Raw genomic sequence first — 25,017 nt, 5'->3', positions numbered from 1 at the left:
GCTGGTTGAGCAAGGAGTCCTCATGAATATTCGTTACCGCGCGCACTTCAGCGCGCTCGTCCTGCTGTCGGCGCTCGCCGCGGCACCCGTCCACGCGCAGGATGCGCCCGCCGATCCCGGCCGCGACATCCTCGTCGTCGGGCAGAAGAACATGCCGATCACGATTGTCCCGCGTGGGCTGTCGGTCAGCCTTGGCGACGCCCAGTTCGCCGGAGTCAACGCCGCCAACACCGAGGATCTGATCAAATACGCGCCCGATTTCTTCGTGCGCACGCGCTTCATTGGCGACAACAATGCGGTGCCGGGCTTTCGCGGCACGCATTCGACCCAATCGGCGCGCAGCCTGGTGATGGTCGACGGTTTCGTAGTGTCGAACTTCCTCGGCAATTCGTTCAGCTATCCGCCGGCCTGGGGAATCGTCTCGCCCACCGAGGTCGCGCAGTTCGATGTCGTCTACGGCCCCTATTCGGCGCGCTATGCGGGCAATTCGATGGGCGGCATCGTCAACATCACCACCCGCGCGCCCACCGAAACCTCGGCCTTCGGCACGGTGCAGGGCTTCGCACAGCCCTATCGCCAATATGCCACCCGCGACACCTATTACGGTTATGCGGCCGAGGCGGGGTTCGTGCTCAAACCGGCGGACAGCCCGTGGGGGCTGCGCGTGTCGGTGCGCCAGCTAGAGAATACCGGCCAGCCGCAGCAATTCTATCAGCTCGGCTATGCGGCGGCGCTCTACGGCGATCCCGCTGCGGGCACCCCGATCACCGGCGCGATCGCTGATCCCGCGGGCGTGCCGATCAGCGGCACGGGGGCCATCGTCGCGCCTGTCGCGGGCGATTATTCGCCCGTCACGGCACGGCACGATCAGGCGCGTGCGCAACTGCGTTACGATCGCGGCGGCTTCCATGCCGAGGCGCTGGTCGCTTATTGGTGGAACCGCGAAACCATGCTCGATCCGCAAACCTATCTGCGCGATGCGACCGGGGCGCCCTTTTACGGCGACGCCGTGCGTGTCGTCAGCACCGGCGGCCATAGCTGGACGTTCGATCCCGCCACGACCTTCCGGCTCGGCATTGCCGACAAGGATGAATGGCTCGCGGGCGTGCGGATCGAGGCGCCGGTCGCGGGCTTCACGGTGCGCGCCAATCTCTCGACATTGCGTTTTGCCAACCAGTCGAGCCGGACGTCGAACGGCTGGCAGGCGGGCGTCACCAACGGCGCGGGGCAACTCACCGATCAGGGGCCGACCGGCTGGTTGACCGGCGATCTGGTCGCGGCGCGCCGCCTTGGTGCGCACGATATCGCGGTCGGGCTCAACGCCAATCGCTACGAAACCGACCAGAGCGTGTTCGCCACCGACGATTGGCGCGCCGCGACCGGGCGCGTGCTGCGCACCCGTACCTTCGGCCGCACGCGCATGATCGGAATGTTCGGTGAGGATGCGATCCAACTCGGCGCGGATACGCTGCTCACGCTGGGGGCCCGCGTGGATTGGTGGCGCGCCTTCGATGGCGGGCTCACCGGAAGGGCAGGGGCCGATTATGCCACCCGCCTGTATGCCACGCGCGCGCAATCGGCGTTCAGCCCCAAGCTGTCGCTGCGCCACGCTTTTACGCCCGATTGGGTGGCCGAATTGAGCCTTGCGACCGCGACCCGTTTCCCGACCGTGGGCGAACTGTTTCAGGGCTCGCTCAACGGCGACGGCAGCTTCAACCAGAACAGCTTCGATCCCGATCTGAAGCCCGAGAAGAGCCGCGACGCCAATCTGCTCGTCCGCCACCCGATCGGCCCGGTCACGCTGACCGCGAGCCTGTTCTACCAGCGGGTGCGCGATGCGATCTTCAGTTTCATCGGCTTCAACCAGAACGGCGTCTCGACCGCGAGCTTCAAGAATATCGACGCCACCCGCCAGATCGGTGTCGAACTGATCGCCGAGGCGCGCAACTGGCCGCTCGATGGGCTCGATGTGGATGCCAATGCGGCGTGGATCGATGCGATCACCGCGAAGAACCGCGCCGATCCCGCCTCGGTCGGGGTCCAGTTCCCGCGCATCCCGCGCTGGCGGCTGAACGGCAATCTGCGCTGGCGGCTGCTGCCGAATGTGCAGGCCGTGGTCGGCGCGCGCTATGCGAGCCGCCCCAATACTGATCTCGACGGGCTGCTGCGCGGCGACACCTATGGCTATACCTCGGAACTGTTCGCGCTCGATCTCAAGGCCAATCTCGACGTGACCGAGCGGCTGCGCTTCTCGGGCGGGGTCAACAATCTCACCAACGATCGTGCCTGGGTGTTCCACCCTTATCCGCAGCGCACCTTCTTCGTCGAAGCGGGGGTGAAATTATGAGCGTCCATGCCCCCGGCACGCGCTGGTACAATGCGGTGTGGCGCTGGCATTTCTATGCCGGGCTGTTCTGCATTCCGTTCGTGATCTGGCTCGCGCTGACGGGCACGATCTATACCTGGGGGCCGCAGATCGAGGCGTGGCTCGATCGGCCCTATGCGCATGTCGCCGCCGGTGCGCCCTCGGTCACACCCGATGCGCAGATCGCCGCCGCATTGGGGGCGGTGCCGGGGGCGAGCCTGCACAAATACCAGCTTCCCGACACCCCCGATCAGGCCGTGCAGATATTGGTCGGCAAGCAGGGCATCGAGCGCCGCGTCTATGTGCACCCCGCCAATGCACAGGTGCTCAAGGTCGCGGTTGAGGAGCAGCGCCCGCTCAGGCTCGTCTTCCACCTCCACGGCGAATTGCTTGCAGGGCCGCTCGGGAGTGTATTGGTCGAAATCGCGGCGTGCTGGGCGATCGTGATGCTGCTCACCGGCCTCTATCTGTGGTGGCCGCGCGGACGGCGCGGGCTCGCCGGGGTGGTCTATCCGCGGCTCAAGCGCGGTGGCCGGGTATTCTGGCGCGATCTTCACGCCGTCGCCGGGATCTGGGTCGCGGTCGCGGCGTGCTTCCTGATCGTGACGGGGCTGCCCTGGGCGCAGGCATGGGGCAGCTATCTCGGCGAAATCCGCACGATGGCGGGCGCCACCGATGGTCCGATCGACTGGACGATCGGCGGCAAGGCCCCCGAAACCCCGGCGAGTGATCCGATGCTCGGCGATCATGCCGAGCATATGGGCATGGCGATGGCGCACCGCGCGCCCGCGCCCGGCGATCTCGCGCGCGTCATCCACACCGCGCGTCCGCTCGCGCTCGCGCCGCCGGTGCTGATCGCGCCGCCGCTTGCGGGCAAGCCCGGCTGGACGGTGTCGTCCGATGCCGCCAACCGCCCGCTGCGCGCGCAGGTGATCGTCGACGGCACCACCGGGGCGGTGCTCGCGCGCAAGGATTTCGCCGAGCGCCATTGGATCGATCGGCTGGTCGGCTATGGCATCGCGATCCACGAAGGCGCGTATTTCGGGATCGCCAACCAGATCGCGGGCACGCTCACCGCGCTGCTGCTCGTCACGCTCGCGGTGTCGGGCGCGGTGATGTGGTGGCGGCGCCGCCCCGCCGGGCTGCTCGGCGCGCCGCTGCCGCTGTCCCGCCCGCGCTTCGGCTGGGCGCTGGTGGGCGGCATCGGCCTGCTCGGCATCGCGCTGCCGCTGTTCGGCGTGACGCTGATCGCGGTGCTGGTCGTCGAACGGACGCTGCTGCGCCGCGTCCCCGGTCCGCGCCGCTGGCTCGGGCTCGGCGCCGCCTGATCGCCTCAAAAGAAAAGCCGCCCCCAGATGGTTCCGGAGGCGGCTCTCTTGTGCTGGTGCGCGGCGATCAGAAGCTGACGACGATCGATCCGATGAACGTCCGCGGCGACCCGATCTGCACGTTGGGCGCGGTATTGACGGCAAGCTGGCCGTCGAAACCGCCGACGTACAATTTGTCGAACAGGTTGACGACGTTGAGCTGGAGATAGGTCTTGTCGCCCAGCCCGGCCCAGTCGAGCCCGACGCGCGCGTCGAGATCGACCAGCGTATAGGCCGGTGCCTTGGCCCCGTAGACCTCGACGCCGCCGATCGTCAGCGGCAGGTTCTGGTCGTTGACGTAGCGCTGGCCGGTGCGCTTGACCTGCGCGCCCAGTTCGATCGGGCCGAGCCGCCCCTGCGCGCGGCCGCCGATCGTATAGACCGGCGAGCCCGATTCACGCTTGCCCTCGGTCAGCGCGAAGATCGGATCGCCATTGGCGTCGGTCCCGTTGAGCACGTCGTCCTTGATCTTCGACTTCAGGTACGAACCGAAGACGTAGATCTGGAATTCGGGGATCGGCTGATACGCGATGCTGGCATCGATCCCGTATTTGTCGACGCGGCCGAGGTTGCGATAGACGTTGCGCTCGGTTTCGGGGTCGAAGGACGACGCCAGCCGGTTCTTGAAGATCGTGTACCACAGCCCGAGCTGCGCCTGCACCTTGCTGCTGCGATAGCGCAGGCCGCCGTCGAAATTGTCGGTCGTCTCGGGAACCGGGTTGGCCGACGGTGTGTTCGCCGGGAAATAGAAGGCGTTGTAGAGATTGTCGGTGCCCGGCACCTGCACGCCCTTCGAATAATTGGCGAACATGCTGAGCGCGTTGGTGAAATCGAAGGTCACGCCGGCGTTGGGCGTGAACTTGTTGTACTTGCGGATGCGCTGCTGCGGGCCCTGCACCGGCGAGATGACGCCGGGGCCGGTCGTCACCGTCGGGTTGGCAGCCAGCCACGCGGCAAGGCCCGCGTCGTTGGTGCCGAAACATTCGACGAAGCCGGTCACACTCGAGGTCGCGCAATAATTGTTCAGGTCGCGCTTGAACATCTTGTACGCGCCGCCGACCTGCACCGTCAGCGCCCCGAATTCGCCGCGATATTCGCCGCCGAACATGTTCAGGCTGGCGATCGACTTGCGGTCGCGCTTCTGCAGGACGTTGCCGTTCACATCAACCATCGGATCGTTGACCGGGAAGACATCGACCGGCGAGCCATCGGCCTTGAGCCGGCCGACCTGGCCGGTCTGCCGGTGGCGCGCGCGTTCGTAGCTGTAGAAAGCGCGCAGCGTGTGATCGGCGTTGATCTCGTAGCGAAGCCCCGCGATCAGCCCGTAACGGTGGGTCTGGGTCTGGCTCGGCGCGAGCAGACGCACCGTGTCGAGGATATCGCCGTCGCGGTTGAGGTCGCGCCCGAAATAGGGGGCGCCGCTCATATAGCCGGTTTGCAGCGAGGTGCCGGCGCCCGGATCGACGTCGCGGAAACCTTCCTGCGCCACCACGGTGCCGCCGCCATTGGCCTTGGTATATTGATAGCTCGGGTCGACCGTCAGCACGAGCCCGTCGGTCAGCGTGAAGCGCGAATTGATGCGGATATTGCCGGTGTTGGACGGGTTGAACCGCTCGTCGAACGCCGAGCCGCAGCTATTCGCCGCGTCGGCGACGCCGGGGGTGGCGGTATTGTTGATCTGGCAGCGCGCGATGCCGTAATCGCGCGCGTCGCGGGTCTGCGGGAAGCCGCCGGGCACGGCACGATCGGTGCGCAGCGATACCGAACCGAAGAAATTGTTGCGGTTCTCGTTATAATGGCCCGCCACCGACACGAAGTCGCCATTGTTGCCCAGCGGCTGATAGATTTTGGCGTTATATTGCTGCTTGTTGATCCCGCCCTTACGCGATTTGAAGGTCGGCTGATCGACATTGCCGTAAACCGTGTCGTTGGTGGCGCTGCTCGCCGAGAAGAAAGCGCGCGTGCCCCAGGGGGTGAAGACGCCGGTATCGACCATGCCGAAAATGCGGAAGAAGCTGAAATCGCCGACCGAGCCGACCAGCTTGGCGCCGAATTCCTCGCTCGGGTTGCGCGTGCGGTAGTTGACGGTCGAGCCCGACGCGGCGGCGGTCGGGCTGTCGACATCGGTCGAGCCCAGATTGACGTTGACCTGCTCGATCAGTTCGGGGTCGAGCTGCTGGTTCGAATAGAGCGCGTAATTGCCCGAATCGTTGAGCGGCACGCCGTCGAACGTCTGGTTGATGCGGCTGTTGTCGAAACCGCGGATGTACATCTTGCCGCCCGCCGATCCGAACGGATCGTTGTTCTGGAAGCTGACGCCGGGCACCATGTTGATGATGTCGTTGACGGTCTGGCCGGGCACCTGACGCTCGATGAATTCCTGCGTCAGCACCGCCTTGGCCTTGGTGGTGTCGGGAACCTTGACGCCGCCGACATCGCTGGCGCGCTCGCCGGTCACGACGATCTCATTGTCGAAATCCACCGATCCGGTCGACTGGGCCAGGGCCGCGCCCGGAACGGTCAGCGCGGCAAACGCCACACCGGTGAGAAAGGTCATACGCATCTTGGTCAAATCCCCCGAGGAGTAAGGAGTTGTTTTTCGTGGCGGGCCCTCGTCACCCGACATCACGGATGAGCCCCTGCCTTCGAAATATTTCCTTTGGGTGACAGTCAATCCACCCCGGGGTCGGTTCGTCCCATAGTTATGTTGCGTTGCAAAATTGCATCACTGTGCAGCGGCCACGATCGCGGCCCATTCGGCCTCGTCGATCACGCGAATCCCAAGCTCTGCAGCCTTTTTCAGCTTCGATCCGGCGCCCGGTCCGGCGATCACCAGATCGGTCCTGGCAGAGACCGATCCGGCGATGCGTGCGCCCAGCTTTTCGGCTTGGGCCTTCGCCTCGTCGCGACTCAGCGACTCGAGGCTGCCGGTAAAAACTAGAATCTTCCCTGATACTTCGGATGCGCGAGTCTCATGGATAACATCGGCGGGGGTCAGTTGGCCGAGCAGATCCGCCACCACCGCATCGTTGTGCGGCTCGGCGAAAAAATCGACCAGCGCACGGGCCACTTCGGGGCCCACGCCGGGGGTTTCGACGATCGCGACCAGTTCCTTGGCGAGGCGCGCCGCCAGCTTGTCGTCGCTCTCCCCAAGCGCGGGAACAATCGTTGTGCACTTGCGAAGGGCGCGATCGATCATCGACCGAAACGACCCCCAGCTTCCGTAGCGTCGGGCGAGATCGCGCGCGGTCACTTCACCGACGTGGCGAATGCCCAGGGCGAACAGAAACCGGTCGAGTGGCGGGGTGCGCCGCTCGTCGATCGCCTGGAGCAAATTCTCGGCCCACACCTCGCCGCTCTTCTTGCGTGCGCGCAAGGCGTCCTCGGACAGGCGGAAGATGTCGGCCGGGCTGTGGATCAGCCCGTCGCGATAGAAATCCTCGATCTGCTGCGCGCCGAGCCCGCGAATATCGAGCGCGTTGCGCGACGCGAAATGCCGCAGCCGTTCGACGCGCTGCGCGGGGCAGATCAACCCGCCCGAGCACCGCCAGTCGACCTCGTCCACCTCGCGTTCGGCGGCCGATCCGCATTCGGGGCAGTGCGTCGGGAAATGCCAGGCTGGCCGCGCGATGTCGCGCGTCAGATTCTCGACGATCTGCGGGATCACGTCGCCCGCGCGCTGGATGACGACGCGGTCGCCGGGCCGCACGCCGAGCCGGCCGATCTCGTCAGCATTATGGAGCGTCGCGTTGGTGACGACCACGCCGCCCACGGTGACGGGCTCGAGCCGCGCGACCGGGGTGAGCTTGCCGGTGCGGCCGACCTGAATGTCGATCCGCTCGAGCGTGGTCTGCGCGCGCTCGGCGGGGAATTTGTGCGCGATCGCCCAGCGCGGCGCCTTGGCGACCTGCCCCAGCCGTGCCTGCCAGTCGAGCCGATCGACCTTGTAGACCACGCCGTCGATATCGAACGGCAAATCGGCGCGCGCTGCCTCGATCGCCCGATAAACGTCCAGCGCGTCCGCGACGCTCTCGACCCGGCGCAACCCTTGCGCGATCGGAAAGCCCCAGCGCCCGATCGTGCCGATCACCTGCGCTTGCGTGTCGCCGGGCAGCGCGCTGGCCTCGCCCCAACCATGGACGAGGAAGCGCAGCGGCCGTGCCGCGGTGACGCTCGCATCCTTCTGGCGCAGCGATCCGGCGGCGGCGTTGCGCGGGTTGGCGAATTGCCGCGCCTTGCCGGTGTCGCCTGTTGCTTCGGCCTCGGCCAGCAGCCGCGCGTTGAGCGCCGCGAAATCGGCCTTGCCCATATAGACCTCGCCGCGCACCTCGAACGTTTCGGGCGCATCGGCAGGAAGTTGCGCGGGAATGTCGCCGATCGTGCGCACGTTGGCGGTCACGTCCTCGCCGACCTGACCGTCGCCGCGCGTCAGCGCCTGCACCAGCCGCCGGCCTTCGTAGCGCAGCGAGCACGACAGCCCGTCGATCTTGGGCTCGGCGACCAGCGCCACCGTCGCATCGTCCGCCAGCCGCAGGAAGCGGCGCACGCGCGCGACGAAATCCTCGACCTCCGCGTCGGAAAAGGCGTTGTCGAGGCTCATCATCGGCCGCGCATGCGCCACCTTGGTCAGATGCCCCGCGGGCGCCGCGCCCACCAGACGGCTTGGCGAATCGGCGCGGATCAGGTGCGGGAACGCCTGTTCGATCGCGCTGTTACGGCGCACGAGCGCGTCATAATCGGCATCCGAAATCTCGGGCGCGTCGTCGGTATGATACAGCGCGCTGTGACGCGCGATCTCGATCGCCAGCCGTTCGAGTTCGGCTGTGGCGGTGTCGTCGGTTGCGGGCAGGGGCGTGGCCATGGGCGAACCGCTAGACCGGAATGGGGGCGAGGGAAATACCATCCTGTCGCCGCTTCTCCGGTCGTCGCGTGCGATTCCGGATCATTCGCGCTGTCCTACAAGCGGCCATGTGTGGCACAGGCGGGTCCATGTGGTGCGCCCCCTTTCTCTTGCCTGATCGCCAGCTGGCGGCGGGGGCCGCGCTACCCCTTCGCAACCGTCAACTTTGTCAACTTAGCCGATGACGATGCTGCCGATTCAGGCCGTCTTGCCCGATCTGCTCGCGACGCTCGCCCAGCGCGCGAACGCGGTGCTGGTCGCGCCGCCGGGCGCGGGCAAGACCACCGCGGTCGCCCCCGTCTTGATCGGTCAGCCCTGGTGCACCGGCGAGATCCTCCTGCTCAGCCCGCGCCGCCTCGCCGCGCGCGCCGCTGCCGAACGGATGGCTGGCCAGGCGGGCGAGCGCGCCGGCGAGACCTTCGGCTATGCGACGCGGATGGATAGCAAGCGCTCGGCGAAAACGCGCGTCACGGTCGTCACCGAGGGCATTTTCGTCAACCGTATCCAGGCCGATCCCGAACTGGCCGGGGTCTCGGCGGTGCTGTTCGATGAAGTCCATGAACGCAGCCTCGACAGCGATTTCGGGTTGGCGCTCGCGCTCGACGCGCAGGCCGCATTGCGCCCCGATCTGCGGCTGGTCGCGATGTCGGCGACGCTCGATGGCGCGCGCTTCGCCACGTTGATGGGCGATTGTCCGGTGGTCGAGAGCGAGGGCCGCTCGTACCCGCTGGAATGCCGCTATCTCGGCCGCCGCGCCGAAGCCCGGATCGAGGAATCGGTCGCCGCTGCCGTGCGCACCGCGCTGGCCGAGGGGGAGGGCGGGGTGCTCGCGTTCCTGCCGGGCGTCGCCGAGATCGAGCGCACCGCCGAACGGCTTGAGGGGCTGGGACAAGGCGTGGTCGTCCACAAGCTCCACGGCAGCCTCGATCCCGCCGCCCAGCGCGCGGCGATCGCGCCCGCCCCCGGCACCCGCAAGGTCGTGCTCGCGACCGCGATCGCCGAGACCAGCCTGACGCTCGACGGTATCCGCATCGTTGTCGATTCGGGGCTCGCGCGGCGCCCGCGCTACGATCGCGCGGCGGGGATGACACGGCTCGTCACCGAACGCGCGAGCCAGGCCGCGGTCACCCAGCGCGCGGGCCGCGCCGCGCGACAGGGGCCGGGGATCGCGTACCGCTTGTGGGAAGAAGCCGCGACGGCGGGGTTGCCGCGCTTCGATCCGCCGCAGATCCTCGAAGCCGATCTGTCGGCGCTGACGCTCGATTGCGCCTTGTGGGGCGTCGCCGATCCGCGCGTTCTCCACTGGATCGATCCGCCGCCCGAGGCCGCGATCGCCGAGGCCCGAACCCGCCTTGCGAGCTTGGGCGCGATCGACACCGATGGCCGCCCGACCGCGCACGGCCGCGCGATCGCTGCGCTGCCGCTGCCGCCGCGGCTCGGCCATATGCTCGTCGCTACCGCCGACCTCGGCCTCACGCGTACCGCCGCCGAGGTCGCCGTCCTGCTCGGTGAGCGCGGGTTGGGCGGCCCCGACCCCGATCTCGACACCCGCCTGCGCCGCTGGCGCACCGAAAAGGGCAAGCGCGCCGAGGCCGGGCGGGCACTGGCCAAGCGGTGGGCACATCTGGCTCCCCTCCCTGGAAGGGAGGGGTTGGGGGTGGGTGGCCGCCCACGAGACCTTCGCAAGGATCAACCCACCCCCAGCCCCTCCCTTCGAGGGAGGGGAGATGATGTCGCCACCTGCATTGCCCTCGCCTTCCCCGATCGCGTCGCGCGCCGCCGCGATTCGTCGGGTGAGACCTGGGCGTCGGTCGGCGGCCGGGGGTTCCGGCTCGATCCCGCCGCATCGCTCGCCCGCCACGAATGGCTCGCGGTCGCCGAGACGCAGGGGATGGCATCGGGCGCGCGCATTCTCTCGGCCGCACCGATCGATGCCGCGACGGTCGAGGCGTTGTTCGGCGCCCGGATCGAGGTCCGACGCAGCGTCACCTTCGATCCGGCGACAGGCGGGGTAAAGGCGCTGCGCGAACGCCGGCTCGGCGCGATCCGGCTGGCCAGCGGCCCCGATTCGGACGCCAGATCCGACGAGATCGCCGCCGCACTGCTCGACGGCGTCCGCGCTCACGGCCTCGATCTTCTCCCGTGGAGCGATACCGCGCTGGCGTTGCGTGCGCGCGCGCAGTTCGCCGCGCAGCACGGGGGCGCCGATCTCCGGCTCGACGACGCGTCGCTGCTCGATCGTGCCGACCAATGGCTTACGCCGCTCCTCACCGGCAAGCGCCGGCTCGATCAGGTCGATTCCGGTGCGCTCACCGATGCGCTGCGCGGGGTCATCGGCTGGGAGGCGTTGCAGGCGATCGACCGGCTCGCGCCGCCGCGCTTCGAATCGCCCGCGGGCAGCAGTCATGCGATCGATTATGGAGCCGAGGGTGGCCCGCGCGTCGATCTGCGCGTGCAGGCGCTGTTCGGGTTGGCCACACATCCGAATGTCGGGGGCGGGCGCGTGCCGCTGGTGCTCAGCCTCACCTCGCCGGCGGGCCGCCCGATCCAGACGACACGCGATCTGCCCGGTTTCTGGGCCGGAAGCTGGGGCGCGGTGGCCAAGGAGATGCGCGGGCGCTACCCCCGGCACCCCTGGCCCGACGACCCTGCCGCCGCTGCGGCAACCCTCAGGACCAAAAAGGCGGATGCAAGGGGCAAGCAACCGCGCTAAGGCTTTGGCCGAACCAAGGAGCTACAATGCCGAGCGTACGGATTTACCAGCGTCCCAAGAATGCGATGCAGTCGGGCAAATTTCGCACCGATAGCTGGGTGGTCGAATTCGAGCCTGCCGAGGCCAAGCGCCCCGATCCGCTCACCGGCTGGGCCGGCTCGGGCGATACGCGCGAGCAGGTGCTGATGAGCTTCGCGAGTCTGGAGGCTGCCAAAGCCTATGCCGATCGCGAGGGGCTGCCCTTCACGGTGACGCCCGCGCCCACCAGGACGCTCAAGCTCCAGGCCTATGCCGACAATTTCCGGTAAGCAGACCACGGCTTTCCGTTCGTGCTGAGCCTGTCGAAGCACCGTTCTTCACCCGGTCGCGAAGAAAAGAGCGGCCCTTCGACAAGCTCAGGGCGAACGGATCGGGTTCGTGTGGGCACTATCCCAAGATCGACGGCGCCAGCAGCAACAGCAGCTTGACGTCGATCGCCAGCCCCTCGGCGCGCTTCGTGGCCACGAAATCGGCGATTGTGGCCAGCGGCACGCGATGGACGATGATCTGCTCGTCACCATCGCCGCCGCCGGGGCCGACCTTGGTCAGCCCGTGCGCGCGCACCAGCGTGAATCCTTCCGAGACCATCCCCGGCGAGGCATAGAAGAAGCCGAGCTTCTCGATGCGTGCCGCCCGGTAACCGGTCTCTTCCTCCAACTCGCGCGCCGCCGATGTTTCAGCCGATTCCCCCGCGGTTTCGTCGCCCACCAGTCCGGCGGGCAGTTCGAGGCACTGGCGCCCCAGCGGCACGCGATATTGCTCGACCAGGATCACGTCGCCCGCGTCGATCGCCAGGATCACCGCCGCCTGTATCCCCCGCGCCCGCGCCGCATATTCCCACTTTCCCTGGCGCCTGGCGGCGATGAACCGGCCCTGCCAGACGGTCTCGACCGGCCCCATGTCCGTCGGCGTGCCGCTCACAATTCGATCAGCCGGTCGGGAAGTTCGTTGGTGTCGGCCTCGGTCTTGGGGAAGGTCTCGGCGAGGAGCATGCCGATCTGGGTTACCGCTGCCGCCATGCCCTCGCCGGGCCGCCCGGCACGGACCTCATCGACCAGCGCTGCCATCGCGTCGCCCCAGCGCTCGGCGGGGACTTGGCGGTGGATCGCCTCGTCGGCGATGATCTCGGCATTGTGCTCGTCGAGCGACAGATAGAGCAGGATGCCGACTCGTGCGGTCGTCCGCCGCTCGGCACCGACCCTGAAATAGTCGATCGCGCGCCGCCGCACCCGCCGCGCGCGCACGGCCTTGGGGGTCAGCGCCATCCGCAGCGGCATCCAGACCAGCGCAGAGCGCACGACGAGGAAAACGATCGCCTCGGCCACCATCAGCGCAACGAAGCTGCGCCACGGCACGGGATCGCCCGCCCAGCCGCCCGAAAGCCGGGCGATGGCGGCGTCGATCGCGCCGGGGCACAAGGCCGTGCCCGCGACCACCAGCAACATGGCGCCGACCGCATAATGGAGCGCGATATCGTGATACTCGTCCGACCGCGCGGTCACGATCGTCACGATCTCACCATCGGTACCGTGTTCGGCGTCGCGTACCGCATCGGTGACGCGGCTATGCTCGGCCTCGGTCAGGCGGGAGATGCGCATCTACCAGCCCCCCGAGGCGCCACCGCCCCCAAACGAGCCGCCGCCGCCCGAAAAGCCACCGCCGCCACCGGAAAAGCCGCCCCAGCCTGACCCGCCACTCGAGCCGCCGCCCCAGTCGCCGCCCGATCCCGACCCCCACAGCACCACGGGGCCGAGCCCGCGGCGATAGCGCCGTCCGTGGCCACGGCGCGCGACCAGGCGCAGGATGACGAAGCCCAGCACGCACAACCAGAAGATTCCAACGAACAGGCCGCCGTCATCGCTTTGCTTGTTCTCGCTCGCCACTTGCTGCGCACGCTGCTCGGCGGCTTCGAGCGGCAGCTTCATCTGTTCGCCGATCGCACCGGCGCCGGCGATGATCCCCCCTGCCATGTCGCCGTCGCGGAATCGGGGCAGGATCGTCTGGTTGATGATGATGCTCGACAGCGCGTCGGTCATGATCGGTTCGAGCCCATAGCCGACCTCGATCCGCACCTTGCGCTCGTTGGGCGCGACCAGCAGGAGAATGCCGTTATTGGCGCCCGCCTGCCCGATCTTCCAGTCGCGGCCGAGCTTGTAGCCGTAATCCTCGATCGGATAGCCTTGGAGATCGAGCACCGTCGCGACCACGAACTGCCGCGACGAGGCCTGTTCGATCTGTTCGGAAAGCTGGGTGAGTTGCGCTTCCTGCGCGGGATCGAGCAGATCGGCGGCATCGACCACCCGGCCCGAGAGCGCGGGGAAGGTCTGGGCGAACGCGGGCACCGCCAGCGCCATCGCCAGCAACAGCAGCAAAGCGGGCATCCATGCGCGGTTGAAGCGGTTCATTTCGCGGGCGATCATCAACGAGCCTCCGAAACGAGGAAAGGCGCGATAGCGATCAGTTCATGTTCCCGAAATCGACCGTCGGTGCGTTTTCGGCGCCCGGCGTCGTCGCCTGATAGGGCACCTTGGCCTTGGCGCCGTAGAAGATCTTGGCGCCGACCGCGTCGGGGAAGGTGCGGATGCGGGTGTTATACTCCTGCACCGCGCTGTTATAGTCGCGGATCGCGATCGTGATGCGGTTCTCGGTGCCTTCGAGCTGGCTCATCAGCGTCGGGAAATTGGTCTGGCTCTTGATCTCGGGATAGGCCTCGACGGTCGCGAGCAGGCGGCTCAGCGTGCCACCCAACTGGCCCTGTGCGGCCGCGAATTGCTGCATCTTGGCGGGGTCGGAGAGATCGTCGGCATTGACCTGGATTGCGGTCGCCTTGGCGCGCGCGCTGATCACGTCGGTCAGGATCTTGTCCTCGGCGGCGACCGAGGCTTTCACCGTGTTGACGAGGTTGGGGATCAGGTTGGCGCGGCGCTGGTAATCGGCCTGGACGTCGGCCCAGCGCGCGTTGACATTCTCTTCGGCGGTGGGGACCGAATTGATTCCGCAGGCGCTCACGGTCATCGCGGCGGCGATCATGATCGGGGCACGGTATTTCATGCGTTTTGTTCCTCTAGTCCCTTGTCTCCTCATTCTAGGCGAAGCAGGATAGAAGGCGAAACCGAAATCGGTGCGCGCCCAGGGAGATTTCAGGGATGTTTAACGAATTCAAAGCCTTCGTCATGCGCGGCAACGTGCTTGATCTCGCCATCGCGGTGATTATCGGCGGCGCTTTTGCGACCATCACCAAGTCGTTGACCGACGATCTGATCATGCCGGTGGTCGGCTGGTTGTTCGGCGGGTTCGACTTTTCGAGCTATTTCATCCGCCTCGGGCCGATCCCCGAGAATTATGCCGGTTCGGCCACCAATTATGCCGCGCTCAAGGAAGCGGGGGTGCCGTTGCTCGGTTATGGCGAGTTCATCACCGTGGTGATCAACTTCCTGATCCTGGCGTTCATCATCTTCATGCTCGTCCGGTCGGCGAACAAGATGATGGCGCGCTTCGACGCGCAGAACCCCGCACCCGAGGCGGAAGCCGCCGATATCGTGCTGTTGCGCGAAATCCGCGATGAGCTGAAGGCCCAGCGCGGGGAAAAATAAGGGGGGTGGCCGACGGCCTGCGCGTCAGGCCGCCGCCAGATCCTCGGCGGTGGCATCCGCAAGGCTGGTGCCGTCGAGGATGCGCGCGGTTTCGTCGCGTACGCGCATCATCGCATGGCGGATCGCGCACGTGGCTTCGTCCTCGCAATCCTTGCAGCGCTTGTACGCGGTGCGGCTGACGCACGGTACCAGCGCGAGCGGGCCTTCGATCACGCGGATGATCTCGCCCAGCGACACCAGATGGGTGGGCTTGGACAGGTAATAGCCGCCCAATTTGCCGCGCCGGCTGACGAGCAGCCCGGCGTCGCGCAGGTCGGCAAGGATCAGTTCGAGAAACTTGCGCGGCACATTGGCGTGGGTGGCGATGCGGTGCATCGCGATCGGTGGGCCGCCTACGGGTGCTTGGGCAAGATAGAGCATCGCGCGGAGCGCATAACGGGAACGCTGCGTCAACATGATCGGGCTATGCGCCCGCATTATGGCGCTTCAAGGGCGTGACGCCCAGTCGGGACGCCTTTTCTTTCGCGCGTCGGCCGCCTATATGAGCCGTGTCGGCTTTCGGGTCGGCTATGGTGATAAACTGCGGCGTACAATAGGCGCAGCGGACCCGGGGGCAGTACCCGGCGGCTCCACCAGATGGCTCCTCCTGCTCGCGGAGCCACCTGACGGGGCCGAACCAGGATCGACGTGTGTTGAAAAGCGCTGTTTTCACCCGGAATGGGACCACCGCGACGGCCCATAACACAAGTGCCAACGATAACGAGGCGCTCGCAATTGCGGCCTAACCCAAGACCTCACGGTCTAGGTTAGAACGACGAAAGCGCGGTTGGACCGCACCGGGCAACAGAAGCGATTCCAGCGGCCGCCAGGGGGGCCGGGCAACAGAACCCCCTGGACTTATGACATGATCGCGCGCCGGGACCCCGAGAGAGCGTGGCATCTCCATTCCCGAGGCCGCGCCGCAAAACATGGTCTTGCCGACCGCGAAGTTGACAAAGTTGACAGTCTGGCACCTGTCGCGGCCGGTCCCGCCCGGTACGCCGGAATCGATCCACTGTCGGCTGCCGATGAGAAAGAGCGGCAGCATTCTATCCCAGAACACGGCCTGTAGGACAGCCCCGGACGCCGGCGTCGGCGCCCCGGTGCTCGCGGCACGAGCGCGCCTGCCCGAGCCGTCAGCATGCGGGGTCCGGGTAACGAAAAAGGGCCCGGCAATCGCTCGCCGGGCCCCGTTTCATCGGTTGGTCGGGATCGCTCAGTCGCGATCGCCGGTCAGGAAAGCGGGCGCGAAGGCGGGGGCATCGCCCTCATCCTTGGCGCCGTCGCTGTGTCCGCCGCCGCCACCGCGACGCGGGCCGCGATCGTCGTCGCGGCGCGGGCCGCGATCACGGCGCGGGCCGCGATCACCGCCCCGGCCACCGCGATCGCCGCGGTCACCACGCTCACGCGGCTCGCGCGGCGGGCGGGTGTCTTCCAGCTCGGCGCCGGTTTCCTGATCGACGACGCGCATCGACAGGCGAACCTTGCCGCGCGGATCGATCTCGAGCACCTTGACCTTCACTTCCTGGCCTTCGGAGACGACATCGGTGGGCTTTTCGACCCGCTCGTTCTTCATCTCGGAGACGTGGACGAGGCCGTCCTTGCCGCCCATGAAGTTCACGAACGCGCCGAAATCGACGATGTTGACGACCTTGCCGGTGTAGATCTTGCCGACTTCGGCCTCTTCGACGATGCCCTGAATCCAGACGCGCGCGGCCTCGATCTGGCTGACGTCGGACGACGAGATCTTGATCACGCCCTCGTCATCGATGTCGACCTTGGCGCCGGTGGTGGCGACGATCTCGCGGATCACCTTGCCGCCGGTGCCGATGACGTCGCGAATCTTCGACTTGTCGATCTGCATCGTCTCGATGCGCGGGGCGTGCGCCGAGAGTTCTTCGCGCGTGTGATCGAGCGCCTTGGCCATTTCGCCGAGGATGTGCGCGCGGCCCTCATGCGCCTGCGCCAGCGCGACCTTCATGATCTCCTCGGTGATCCCGGCGATCTTGATGTCCATCTGCAAGGACGTGATGCCCTCGCTGGTGCCCGCGACCTTGAAATCCATGTCGCCGAGGTGATCCTCGTCGCCGAGGATGTCGGAGAGGACCGCAAAGTCCTTGCCTTCGAGGATGAGGCCCATCGCAATGCCCGACACCGGCCGCTTGAGCGGCACGCCGGCATCCATCATCGCCAGCGAACCGCCGCACACCGTCGCCATCGACGACGAGCCGTTCGATTCGGTGATGTCGGAGAGGACGCGGATCGTATACGGGAATTCTTCCACCGTCGGCAGCACGCGGTGCAGCGCGCGCCACGCCAGCTTGCCATGGCCGATTTCGCGACGGCCGGGCGCGCCGAAGCGGCCCACTTCACCGACCGAATAGGGCGGGAAGTTATAGTGCAGCATGAAGCGCTCGTACGACAGGCCGGTCAGCCCGTCGATCATCTGCTCGCTGTCCTTGGTGCCCAGCGTGGTGGTGCAGATCGCCTGCGTTTCGCCGCGGGTGAACAGCGCCGAACCATGGGTGCGCGGCAGGAAGCGGACCATGCCTTCGATCGGGCGGATCTGCTTGGTGTTGCGCCCGTCGATCCGGTGGCCGTCCTTGAGGATCGCGCCGCGCACGATTTCCGCTTCGAGCTTCTTGACGAGCTTGATCGCGGCCATCTGGTCCTGCGGGCTGGCGTCGGCGAACGCCTCCTTCGCCTTGGCGCGTGCCGCGTTGAGCGCGTCCGAACGGGCCGACTTGTTGGTCAGCTTATAGGCTGCGGCGATATCCTTGCCGATCAGGCTCTTCAGCTTCTTCTTCGTCGCCGACACATCGGCTTGCGGCGCGAGTTCCCAAGGCTCCTTGGCGGCCTGCTCGGCGAGATCGATGATCGCGTCGATCACCGGCTGGCACGCGCGGTGCGCGAACATCACGGCGCCGAGCATCGTGTCTTCCGACAGTTCGGCGGCTTCGGATTCGACCATCATCACGGCGTTCGAGGTGCCCGCGACGACGAGGTCGAGATCGCCGCTTTTGGTCTCTTCGATCGTCGGGTTGAGGACGAACTCGCCATCGACATAGCCGACGCGCGCGCCGGCGATCGGGCCCATGAAGGGCACGCCCGAGATGGTGAGCGCGGCCGACGCGGCGATCATCGCCAGGATGTCGGGCTCGTTCTCGCCGTCATAGCTCATCACCTGGGCGATGACGTTGATCTCGTTGTAGAAGCCCTCGGGAAAGAGCGGGCGGACCGGGCGGTCGATCAGACGGCTGGTCAGCGTCTCCTTTTCGGTCGCCCCACGCTCGCGCTTGAAGAAGCCGCCCGGGATGCGCCCGGCCGACGAGAATTTTTCCTGATAGTGCACGGTCAGCGGGAAGAAATCCTGGCCTTCCTTCACCGACTTGGCGGCCGTGACGGCGCACAGCACCACGGTTTCACCGAGCGTCGCGAGCACCGCGCCGTTGGCCTGGCGGGCAACGCGGCCCGTTTCGAGCGTGAGGGTCTTGCCGCCCCACTCGATGCTTACAGTTTTCGTATCGAACATCTGATTTCCTTTACACCGGCGGGCCTATCCCACCGGGGCCTGTGTGAGCCCTGACGGCTCTTGCGAAATGCTCTCCACACCCGTTCGGGCTGAGCTTGTCGAAGCCCCGTTCTCGCTTCCTTGCTTCCGAATGAAGAAGTGCAGCCCTTCGACAAGCTCAGGGCGAACGGGAGAGCTTTTGATCGGGCGCGGTGCCGAATTGCCCGCTCCCGAAAAATGAAACGGCCCCTCAAAGGGGCCGTCCCGGTTACTTGCGAAGCCCGAGCTTCGCGATCAGATCGAGGTAGCGCTGGCCGTCCTTGTGACGGAGGTAATCCAGCAGCGACCGGCGCTTGTTGACGAGCATCAGCAGGCCGCGGCGCGAATGGTTGTCCTTCGCATGGGTCTTGAAATGCTCGGTCAGGTTGCGGATGCGCTCGGTGAGGATCGCAACCTGCACTTCGGTCGAGCCGGTGTCGCCTTCGGCGCGGCCATGTTCCTTGACGAGCGCATCCTTGCGCTCCTGCGTGATCGACATTCACTTTCCTTCGACATCGGGGGTAAGGTTGAACCCGCGCACGACGCGAACCTCGCGGTTCAGAACCTCGACCAAAGCGACCGGCATTCCGCCTTCAATCGCAAGGTGTTGGCCATCGTGAGCGGCGATCCCGACCAGGACTCGCCCCTGACGGAGCGACCCTGCCTGGTCGGGGGTGAGCGCGAGAGCCGGGATGTCGTCCAGCGCCGTGCTCAATGGCAGGAGGATGTCCTCAAGCGCGCGGGCCATAGCGACCTGGTCCAATTTGTCCAGCGAAATCGCCGGTTCGAGTGCGAACGGGCCGGCCTTCAGGCGCCGCAACATGGTGACATGACCCACCGTTCCGAGCGCATGGGCGATGTCACGCGCGAGGCTGCGGATATAGGTGCCCTTGGAGACATGCGCGGTCAGCGTCACGGTATCGACCGGCGCGTCGGGCGCGCTCGCGGGGGCGTCCTCGCGCGTGAGGGCATGGATCGTGACCGCCCGCGTCGCGAGCGTCACGTCCTCGCCCGCGCGCGCCAGATCATAGGCCCGCTTGCCGTCGACCTTGAGCGCGGAGAAAGCGGGCGGCACTTGTTCGATCGCGCCGGTGAAGCGCGGCAGGATCTGCTCGATCGCGGCGGTCGTGGGGCGTATTGAACTGGTCTCGACTACCGTGCCCTCGGCGTCGAGCGAGTCGGTCTCTTCGCCGAAGGTGATCGTGAAGGCATAGATCTTGTCGCTGACGAGCATCCGTCCGGCCAGTTTGGTGGCCTCGCCGACCGCGATCGGGAGCACCCCCGACGCCAGCGGATCGAGCGTGCCGCCGTGCCCCACCTTGCGCTTGGGGTAGCCGCCCGTGCGCAGCGCGCGTTTGACCGCGGCGACCGCCTGGGTGGAGCCCAGCCCCACGGGTTTGTCGAGAATGATCCAGCCATGCATCGCGCGGGGCTTAGCGGCGCGCGCCTGCGAACCCAAGCGCGATCACTTCGCCGGCTTGGGGGCCCCGGGCTGTCCGGCAGGGGGCAGGCTGGTCCGGATGCTTTTCACCCCGCAGACGCGGCCGGGATAATCGGGGAAGGTGAGCCGGGAAAAGGTATCGAACGTGCCCGTACTGTCGGTGGTGTAGACCACCGTCATCGGGCCGACGCGCGTCTCGATGCACGGGCCCGACAGCGTGACCTTGTACCATTTGAGCGTGCGATCCTGCATGTAGAGGATGCCGCTTTCGGGCGGGCCCGCCTGCCAGTTGCGGATGCCGCCGCCGCTCGCGAAGGTGATCCGGGTCTCGACGCCGATCTTGCGCTCCGCAGGCGTCGGCGCAGCAAGCGCGCTGGCGGCGGCGACGGTGGCCGCGAGTGTGATGACGATGGCAGGGATGCGCATTGCCGGTCTCCTTGCGCCACCTCTTAGCAGGGCTCGGCTGAACCTGTGCTGAGCGCTGTGGCCGCGCCCAGCGCTTCGGTGAAATGCCGCCGGCACATCGCGACGTACCGGTCGTTGCCGCCGATCTCGGTCTGCGCGCCCTGGCGCACCGCGCGCCCTTCGGCATCGACGCGCAGGTTCATCGTCGCCTTGCGTCCGCACGCGCACACCGATTTGAGTTCGATGAGCGCGTCGGCGATCGCGAGCAGGCGGGCGGCGCCTTCGAACAGCTCGCCCTGAAAATCGGTGCGCAGGCCGTAGGCGAGCACGGGGATGCCCATCACGTCGGCGATGTGCGCGAGCTGGGCGACCTGCGCGGCGGTGAGGAATTGTGCCTCGTCGATCAGCACGCAGGCGATGCGCTCGTGCGCGTGACGATCGGCGACGAGCCCGGCGATGTCGGTATCGGGAGCGAAGGGCGTGGCCGGAGTCGACAGGCCGATCCGTGAATCGATCACGCCTGCGCCACCGCGATCGTGGACCGCGGCGGTGAACAGCATCGTCGCCATGCCGCGCTCGCGATAGTTGAAATCGGCCTGGAGCAAGGTGGTCGATTTCCCTGCGTTCATCGAGGCGTAGTAGAAATAGAGCTTGGCCATGCGCATCGGCATGGCGCTGCGCCGCGCCCCGGTCAATTGCCGCCGGGGGAGGGGGTGTCAGTCCTCGCCGAGGTCGCGGGCGATGTTGGGCGAGCGCAGCAGCGCGTCGATATGGCTGCCCTCGTCGAAACTGTCGTCGACGAGGAATTTGAGTCTGGCGGCGTATTTCTGCTGCACGCGGTGGGCAACCTCGCGCTGGAGATAGGCGGTGTTGGTGCGCAGCGCCTTGAGCACTATCGCTTCGTCCTTGCCGAGCAGCGGTTTTACGAACACCGTTGCATGGCGCAGATCGGGCGACATGCGCACCTCGGTGATGCTCACCAGATGCTTCGCCAGCGTCTCGTCATGCACGTCGCCGCGCTGGAGGATGTCCGACAGCACGTGGCGCACCTGTTCGCCGACGCGCAGCGTGCGGATCGATTGGGTTTCGGGGGTTTCGTTTCGCATGGCGCGCCCTCCAAGACGGCATCACCCCGGCGCGGGCCGGAGCCTCAGGCCGCGGGAGCGATGGTGAAAGCGCTCCCGCGGCGCGAGATGCCGGCGTTCGCCGGCATGACGATGGTTTGCTACAGCGTCCGTTCGCGCAGCTCGACTTCGAACGTTTCGAGGAAGTCGCCCGGTTTGATGTCGGTGAAGTTCTGCGTGAAGGTGACACCGCATTCGAGCCCGGCGCGGACTTCGGCGACATCATCCTTGAAGCGCCGGAGCGACGCGATCTCGCCCTGATAGATGATGACATCCTCACGGGTGATGCGTGCCTTCAAGGCCTTGCGGATCGCGCCTTCGGTGACCAGCAGACCCGCCGCCTTGCCGTGCTTGCCGGCCGAGAACACCTCGCGGATTTCGGCGCGACCGACCACCGTCTCGAACGCTTCGGGGCCGAGTTCGCCCGCCATCCCGGCCCTGATCTCGTCGATCAGATCGTAGATGATGTCGTAATATTTGAGCGCGACGCCTTGCCGCGTGGCGATCTCGCGCGCCTTGGCGTTGGCACGGACGTTGAAGCCGATGATCGGTGCGCCCGAGGCCCCGGCCAGCGTCACGTCGCTCTCGGTGATGCCGCCGACACCCGAGTGCAGGATGCGCACCTTGATATCGTCGGTCGACAGCTTGTTGAGGCTGCTCACGATCGCCTCGACCGTGCCTTGCGTATCGCCCTTGATGACGAGCGGATATTCGATCGCCTTCTTGTCCTTGAGCGCACTGAACATGGTCTCGAGGCTCGCCGGCGCCTGCGCGGTCCGCTTTTGCAGCAGCACGCTCTGGCGATATTCGGCGACCTCGCGGGCACGCGCTTCGTTTTCGACGACCTGGAGCGGATCGCCGGCCGACGGCACGCCCGACAGCCCGAGCACTTCGACCGGCACCGAGGGGCCGGCTTCCTTCACCTGACGCCCCTTGTCGTCGATCAGCGCGCGAACCTTGCCGCTTTCGGCGCCGACCACGAACACGTCGCCGACCCTGAGCGTGCCGCGGTTGACGAGCACGGTCGCCACCGGCCCGCGGCCCTTGTCGAGCTTGGCCTCGATCACGGTGCCTTCGGCGTCGCGGTTCGGATTGGCCTTGAGTTCGAGCAATTCGGCCTGAAGCTGGATCTTCTCGATCAACTGATCGAGCCCGGTCTTCTTGAGCGCCGAAACCTCGACATCCTGCACGTCGCCCGACATGGCCTCGACGATCACTTCGTGTTCGAGCAGACGTTCGCGCACGCGCTGCGGATTGGCTTCTTCCTTGTCGATCTTGTTGATCGCCACGATCATCGGCACGCCGGCCGCCTTGGTGTGGTTGATCGCCTCGATCGTCTGCGGCATCAGCCCGTCATCGGCCGCCACCACCAGGATGACGATATCGGTGATGCCCGCGCCGCGGGCGCGCATCTCGGTAAAGGCCTCGTGGCCCGGCGTGTCGAGGAAGGTGATCTTCGACTTGTCCTTCAGCGTCACCTGATAGGCGCCGATATGCTGCGTGATGCCGCCGGCCTCGCCCGAGGCGACGCCGGTGCCGCGCAGCGCATCGAGCAGGCTCGTCTTGCCGTGATCGACATGGCCCATGATCGTGACGACCGGGGCACGCGGCTCGAGCGCCTCGTCGGCGTCATCGACGGTGTCGAGCGACAGATCGATATCCGATTCGGACACGCGCTTCACGTTGTGGCCGAATTCGGTCACCAGCAGTTCGGCGGTGTCCTGATCGATCGACTGGTTGACCGTGACGGGCATGCCCATCTTGAACAGCGCCTTCACCAGGTCGGCGCCCTTCTCGGCCATGCGATTGGCGAGTTCCTGAACGGTGATCGCTTCGGGCACGACGACGTCGCGGACCTGCTTGGCCTGCGCCTCGCGCGGGCCGGAATGGCTGCGGCGTTCCTTCTCTCGCGCGCGCTTGAGCGCGGCGAGACTGCGCGCGCGCGCGCCGTCGTCACCACCGAGCGCGCGGTTGACGGTGAGCTTGCCGGAGCGACGCTGATCGTCACGTTCCTTGCGCTGATCCCGCGCAGGCTTGCTGGCGGGTTGTTCCTGCCGCTTGCTCGCCGAGGGCGGCCCCGAAACGTCGGGTTCGGCCCGGCGCGCGGGGGCCGGCTGCGGGCGCTCGGGGCGCTGAACGGGCGTGAACCGACGCGGGGCCGGCAGCGAATCGTCGAGCTGCAACTCGCGCCGCACGACAGGCGCCGGGGTGGGCGCCGGCGCGGGGGCGGGGGTCGGCTTGGGCGTTTCAGCGACCGGCGCGGCCAGCGGCGTCGGCTCGGCCGGCGCTTCGGGTTCTGCCGATTTGGCTTCGGCCTCGCGCTTGTTGCGCTCGATGCGGCGCTGCTCTTCCTCGGCCGCCTCGGCCTTTTCGCGATCTTCGCGACGACGGGCTTCCTCGAGCGCGGTCATGCGCTGTTCTTCGGCCTCGCGCAGCATCCGCTCCTGGCGCTCGCGCGGCGTCTCGTTCGATGGCGCGGGGCGTACCGGTACGGGCCTGGGAGCGGGCGGCGGCGGTGGGGCGACCTCGGCCTCGGCCTCGACCCGCGGCGCCTCTGCCTCGCCGGGCTTGCCCAGGATGCGACGACGCTTGACCTCAACCACCACGGTGTTCGAGCGGCCATGGCTGAAGCTCTGCTTCACCTTGCCTGTCTCGACCGTGCGCTTGAGGCCCAGCGGCGCGCGGGCGCCCAGTTTCGGCTTGTCGTTGTCCGTATCGCTCACTCAAAATCCTCGTGTCGTATCGTCGGCCGGTGCGGACCCGCCTGTTTCAAACGCCGATGGCTCTTGCGAGATCGTTTCGCAAGTTACCGCGTGTTCGTCGGGTCCGATAAAATACAGCCAGCGGTCGAGCGTTGCGCGCAATCGCCGGGCGGCATCGGGGTCGGTCAGGCCGCCATGTACCACATTTTCGCGGCCAAGGGCCAAAGACAATATGGCGCGTCCAAGCGGAAGAACCAACCCCCGCAAATCACTTCCTTCGGCATCGCGGCCGACCCGCCATGCGGAATCGAGTTTGCGGTTGCCGTCGACACTCGCATCGGCGGCGTGGAACAGCAGGTGGAGCTTGCCCGATCGGGCGGCGGCCTCGATCCGCTCGCTGCCGATCACGAGATGGCCGGCGCGTGCCTCGAGCCCCAGCCGATCGAGCGTGGTCTTGTGCAGGGCATCGGCGATCCGCGCGGGCAGATCGTCGGGGATGGTGAGGGCGCCGGTCTTGAACGCGCGCGCCAGCGCGCCACGCAGACGCCCCTTGGCCATCGCTTGCTCAAGCTCGCGCCGGGTCACCCCGATCCACGCGCCGCGCCCCGGCGCCTTGGCGCGGACGTCGGGCAATATCCGGCCGTCAGGGCCGAGCGCTAGTCGGATCAGCTCGCCGCGCGGCTCGCGATCGCCGGAGAGGATGCACTTGCGGACAGGGGCGTTCATCCACGCCTCCCGATGCAGGGAGGCGTAGGAAACGGCCCGATTGCGGTCGCGTT

General features: G+C 66.9%; 20 protein-coding genes and 1 other RNA gene. 6 read left to right on the top strand and 15 right to left on the bottom strand.

Annotation, left to right across the window (positions count from 1 at the left end):
• The first annotated feature begins 22 nt into the window (after nucleotides 1-22).
• A complete protein-coding gene (locus NFE57_RS13015; RefSeq protein ID WP_252136013.1) occupies nucleotides 23-2,347 on the top strand; it encodes a TonB-dependent receptor in 2,325 nt (774 codons plus the stop codon).
• Nucleotides 2,344-3,693 (top strand): PepSY-associated TM helix domain-containing protein, encoded by a 1,350-nt coding sequence (locus NFE57_RS13010; protein WP_252136012.1) that lies wholly within the window; start codon nucleotides 2,344-2,346, stop codon nucleotides 3,691-3,693. Before NFE57_RS13015 ends, NFE57_RS13010 begins: the two co-directional genes overlap by 4 nt.
• Nucleotides 3,694-3,760: 67 nt before the next feature.
• On the opposite strand, the gene NFE57_RS13005 is transcribed toward NFE57_RS13010, so the two are convergent.
• Nucleotides 3,761-6,295, bottom strand: a complete 2,535-nt coding sequence (locus NFE57_RS13005; protein WP_382280621.1) for a TonB-dependent receptor — start codon at nucleotides 6,293-6,295, stop codon at nucleotides 3,761-3,763.
• Nucleotides 6,296-6,457: 162 nt separating this feature from the next.
• Nucleotides 6,458-8,593, bottom strand: a complete 2,136-nt coding sequence (ligA, locus tag NFE57_RS13000) for an NAD-dependent DNA ligase LigA (protein ID WP_252136011.1) — start codon at nucleotides 8,591-8,593, stop codon at nucleotides 6,458-6,460.
• A 220-nt stretch (nucleotides 8,594-8,813) separates the two neighbouring features.
• Here ligA and hrpB point away from each other — a divergent pair, with 220 nt between their 5' ends.
• On the top strand, nucleotides 8,814-11,345 hold the full coding sequence (gene hrpB / locus NFE57_RS12995) for an ATP-dependent helicase HrpB (RefSeq protein ID WP_252136010.1): 2,532 nt from the start codon (nucleotides 8,814-8,816) through the stop codon (nucleotides 11,343-11,345).
• Nucleotides 11,346-11,371: 26 nt separating this feature from the next.
• On the top strand, nucleotides 11,372-11,653 hold the full coding sequence (locus NFE57_RS12990) for an ETC complex I subunit (RefSeq protein ID WP_252136009.1): 282 nt from the start codon (nucleotides 11,372-11,374) through the stop codon (nucleotides 11,651-11,653).
• A 118-nt stretch (nucleotides 11,654-11,771) separates the two neighbouring features.
• On the opposite strand, the gene NFE57_RS12985 is transcribed toward NFE57_RS12990, so the two are convergent.
• The 4 genes from NFE57_RS12985 to NFE57_RS12970 are packed head-to-tail and all read right to left on the bottom strand — an operon-like array spanning nucleotide 11,772 to nucleotide 14,435.
• Nucleotides 11,772-12,284 carry an NUDIX hydrolase gene (locus NFE57_RS12985; protein WP_252136036.1) on the bottom strand — a complete coding sequence of 171 codons (513 nt, stop codon included), beginning with the start codon at nucleotides 12,282-12,284 and terminating at the stop codon, nucleotides 11,772-11,774.
• A gap of 17 nt (nucleotides 12,285-12,301) precedes the next feature.
• On the bottom strand, nucleotides 12,302-12,982 hold the full coding sequence (locus tag NFE57_RS12980; protein ID WP_252136008.1) for a TPM domain-containing protein: 681 nt from the start codon (nucleotides 12,980-12,982) through the stop codon (nucleotides 12,302-12,304).
• Entirely contained in the window at nucleotides 12,983-13,804 is an 822-nt protein-coding gene (locus NFE57_RS12975; RefSeq protein ID WP_382280616.1) for a TPM domain-containing protein, read from the bottom strand.
• Between the two features lie 37 nt (nucleotides 13,805-13,841).
• Nucleotides 13,842-14,435, bottom strand: a complete 594-nt coding sequence (locus NFE57_RS12970; RefSeq protein WP_252136007.1) for a LemA family protein — start codon at nucleotides 14,433-14,435, stop codon at nucleotides 13,842-13,844.
• Between the two features lie 95 nt (nucleotides 14,436-14,530).
• On the opposite strand from NFE57_RS12970, the gene mscL reads away from it, so the two are divergent.
• Nucleotides 14,531-14,977, top strand: coding sequence for a large conductance mechanosensitive channel protein MscL (gene mscL, locus NFE57_RS12965; protein ID WP_252136006.1), 447 nt, complete (start codon nucleotides 14,531-14,533; stop codon nucleotides 14,975-14,977).
• Nucleotides 14,978-15,001: 24 nt separating this feature from the next.
• Here the strand turns inward: mscL and NFE57_RS12960 are convergent, their stop codons facing one another.
• Complete coding sequence (locus NFE57_RS12960; RefSeq protein WP_252136034.1) at nucleotides 15,002-15,433, bottom strand: RrF2 family transcriptional regulator; 432 nt, start codon at nucleotides 15,431-15,433, stop codon at nucleotides 15,002-15,004.
• A gap of 55 nt (nucleotides 15,434-15,488) precedes the next feature.
• On the opposite strand from NFE57_RS12960, the gene ssrA reads away from it, so the two are divergent.
• Nucleotides 15,489-15,835: a transfer-messenger RNA gene (ssrA, locus tag NFE57_RS12955) on the top strand.
• 397 nt (nucleotides 15,836-16,232) lie between these two features.
• Here the strand turns inward: ssrA and pnp are convergent.
• The 8 genes from pnp to NFE57_RS12915 all read right to left on the bottom strand — a co-directional run bounded on the left by pnp (nucleotide 16,233) and on the right by NFE57_RS12915 (nucleotide 24,964).
• Nucleotides 16,233-18,548 (bottom strand): polyribonucleotide nucleotidyltransferase, encoded by a 2,316-nt coding sequence (gene pnp, locus NFE57_RS12950; protein ID WP_252136005.1) that lies wholly within the window; start codon nucleotides 18,546-18,548, stop codon nucleotides 16,233-16,235.
• Nucleotides 18,549-18,795: 247 nt separating this feature from the next.
• Nucleotides 18,796-19,065: a 30S ribosomal protein S15 gene (gene rpsO, locus NFE57_RS12945; RefSeq protein ID WP_252136004.1), complete on the bottom strand. Its 270-nt coding sequence runs from the start codon at nucleotides 19,063-19,065 to the stop codon at nucleotides 18,796-18,798.
• Nucleotides 19,066-19,989, bottom strand: a complete 924-nt coding sequence (gene truB / locus NFE57_RS12940) for a tRNA pseudouridine(55) synthase TruB (RefSeq protein WP_252136003.1) — start codon at nucleotides 19,987-19,989, stop codon at nucleotides 19,066-19,068.
• Between the two features lie 42 nt (nucleotides 19,990-20,031).
• Nucleotides 20,032-20,433, bottom strand: coding sequence for a hypothetical protein (locus tag NFE57_RS12935; protein ID WP_252136002.1), 402 nt, complete (start codon nucleotides 20,431-20,433; stop codon nucleotides 20,032-20,034).
• Nucleotides 20,434-20,456: 23 nt separating this feature from the next.
• On the bottom strand, nucleotides 20,457-21,071 hold the full coding sequence (locus NFE57_RS12930; RefSeq protein WP_252136033.1) for a thymidine kinase: 615 nt from the start codon (nucleotides 21,069-21,071) through the stop codon (nucleotides 20,457-20,459).
• A 57-nt stretch (nucleotides 21,072-21,128) separates the two neighbouring features.
• Nucleotides 21,129-21,518, bottom strand: a complete 390-nt coding sequence (rbfA, locus tag NFE57_RS12925; protein ID WP_252136001.1) for a 30S ribosome-binding factor RbfA — start codon at nucleotides 21,516-21,518, stop codon at nucleotides 21,129-21,131.
• Between the two features lie 119 nt (nucleotides 21,519-21,637).
• Nucleotides 21,638-24,259, bottom strand: coding sequence for a translation initiation factor IF-2 (gene infB / locus NFE57_RS12920; RefSeq protein WP_252136000.1), 2,622 nt, complete (start codon nucleotides 24,257-24,259; stop codon nucleotides 21,638-21,640).
• The gene (locus NFE57_RS12915) at nucleotides 24,260-24,964 is read right to left on the bottom strand and encodes a DUF448 domain-containing protein (protein ID WP_252135999.1); all 705 of its coding nucleotides are present in this window, start codon (nucleotides 24,962-24,964) and stop codon (nucleotides 24,260-24,262) included.
• Between the last annotated feature and the right edge of the window lie 53 nt (nucleotides 24,965-25,017).

This window comes from Hephaestia sp. MAHUQ-44, assembly GCF_023806085.1.
Taxonomy (GTDB): Bacteria; Pseudomonadota; Alphaproteobacteria; order Sphingomonadales; family Sphingomonadaceae; genus Sphingomonas.
This window is presented reverse-complemented; position numbering and strand designations above follow the sequence as displayed.

What these genes read in the sequence shown, in the direction of transcription:
- NFE57_RS12915 (WP_252135999.1), bottom strand. Translation starts at nt 24,964, where the DNA reads ATGAACGCCCCTGTCCGCAAGTGCATCCTCTCCGGCGATCGCGAGCCG.
- hrpB (WP_252136010.1), top strand. Translation starts at nt 8,814, where the DNA reads ATGACGATGCTGCCGATTCAGGCCGTCTTGCCCGATCTGCTCGCGACG.
- NFE57_RS12985 (WP_252136036.1), bottom strand. Translation starts at nt 12,284, where the DNA reads ATGGGGCCGGTCGAGACCGTCTGGCAGGGCCGGTTCATCGCCGCCAGG.
- NFE57_RS12960 (WP_252136034.1), bottom strand. Translation starts at nt 15,433, where the DNA reads ATGTTGACGCAGCGTTCCCGTTATGCGCTCCGCGCGATGCTCTATCTT.
- NFE57_RS13015 (WP_252136013.1), top strand. Translation starts at nt 23, where the DNA reads ATGAATATTCGTTACCGCGCGCACTTCAGCGCGCTCGTCCTGCTGTCG.
- truB (WP_252136003.1), bottom strand. Translation starts at nt 19,989, where the DNA reads ATGCATGGCTGGATCATTCTCGACAAACCCGTGGGGCTGGGCTCCACC.
- ligA (WP_252136011.1), bottom strand. Translation starts at nt 8,593, where the DNA reads ATGGCCACGCCCCTGCCCGCAACCGACGACACCGCCACAGCCGAACTC.
- NFE57_RS13005 (WP_382280621.1), bottom strand. Translation starts at nt 6,295, where the DNA reads ATGCGTATGACCTTTCTCACCGGTGTGGCGTTTGCCGCGCTGACCGTT.
- NFE57_RS12970 (WP_252136007.1), bottom strand. Translation starts at nt 14,435, where the DNA reads ATGAAATACCGTGCCCCGATCATGATCGCCGCCGCGATGACCGTGAGC.
- rpsO (WP_252136004.1), bottom strand. Translation starts at nt 19,065, where the DNA reads ATGTCGATCACGCAGGAGCGCAAGGATGCGCTCGTCAAGGAACATGGC.
- mscL (WP_252136006.1), top strand. Translation starts at nt 14,531, where the DNA reads ATGTTTAACGAATTCAAAGCCTTCGTCATGCGCGGCAACGTGCTTGAT.
- NFE57_RS12975 (WP_382280616.1), bottom strand. Translation starts at nt 13,804, where the DNA reads ATGATCGCCCGCGAAATGAACCGCTTCAACCGCGCATGGATGCCCGCT.
- rbfA (WP_252136001.1), bottom strand. Translation starts at nt 21,518, where the DNA reads ATGCGAAACGAAACCCCCGAAACCCAATCGATCCGCACGCTGCGCGTC.
- NFE57_RS12980 (WP_252136008.1), bottom strand. Translation starts at nt 12,982, where the DNA reads ATGCGCATCTCCCGCCTGACCGAGGCCGAGCATAGCCGCGTCACCGAT.
- NFE57_RS12930 (WP_252136033.1), bottom strand. Translation starts at nt 21,071, where the DNA reads ATGGCCAAGCTCTATTTCTACTACGCCTCGATGAACGCAGGGAAATCG.
- NFE57_RS13010 (WP_252136012.1), top strand. Translation starts at nt 2,344, where the DNA reads ATGAGCGTCCATGCCCCCGGCACGCGCTGGTACAATGCGGTGTGGCGC.
- NFE57_RS12990 (WP_252136009.1), top strand. Translation starts at nt 11,372, where the DNA reads ATGCCGAGCGTACGGATTTACCAGCGTCCCAAGAATGCGATGCAGTCG.
- pnp (WP_252136005.1), bottom strand. Translation starts at nt 18,548, where the DNA reads ATGTTCGATACGAAAACTGTAAGCATCGAGTGGGGCGGCAAGACCCTC.
- NFE57_RS12935 (WP_252136002.1), bottom strand. Translation starts at nt 20,433, where the DNA reads ATGCGCATCCCTGCCATCGTCATCACACTCGCGGCCACCGTCGCCGCC.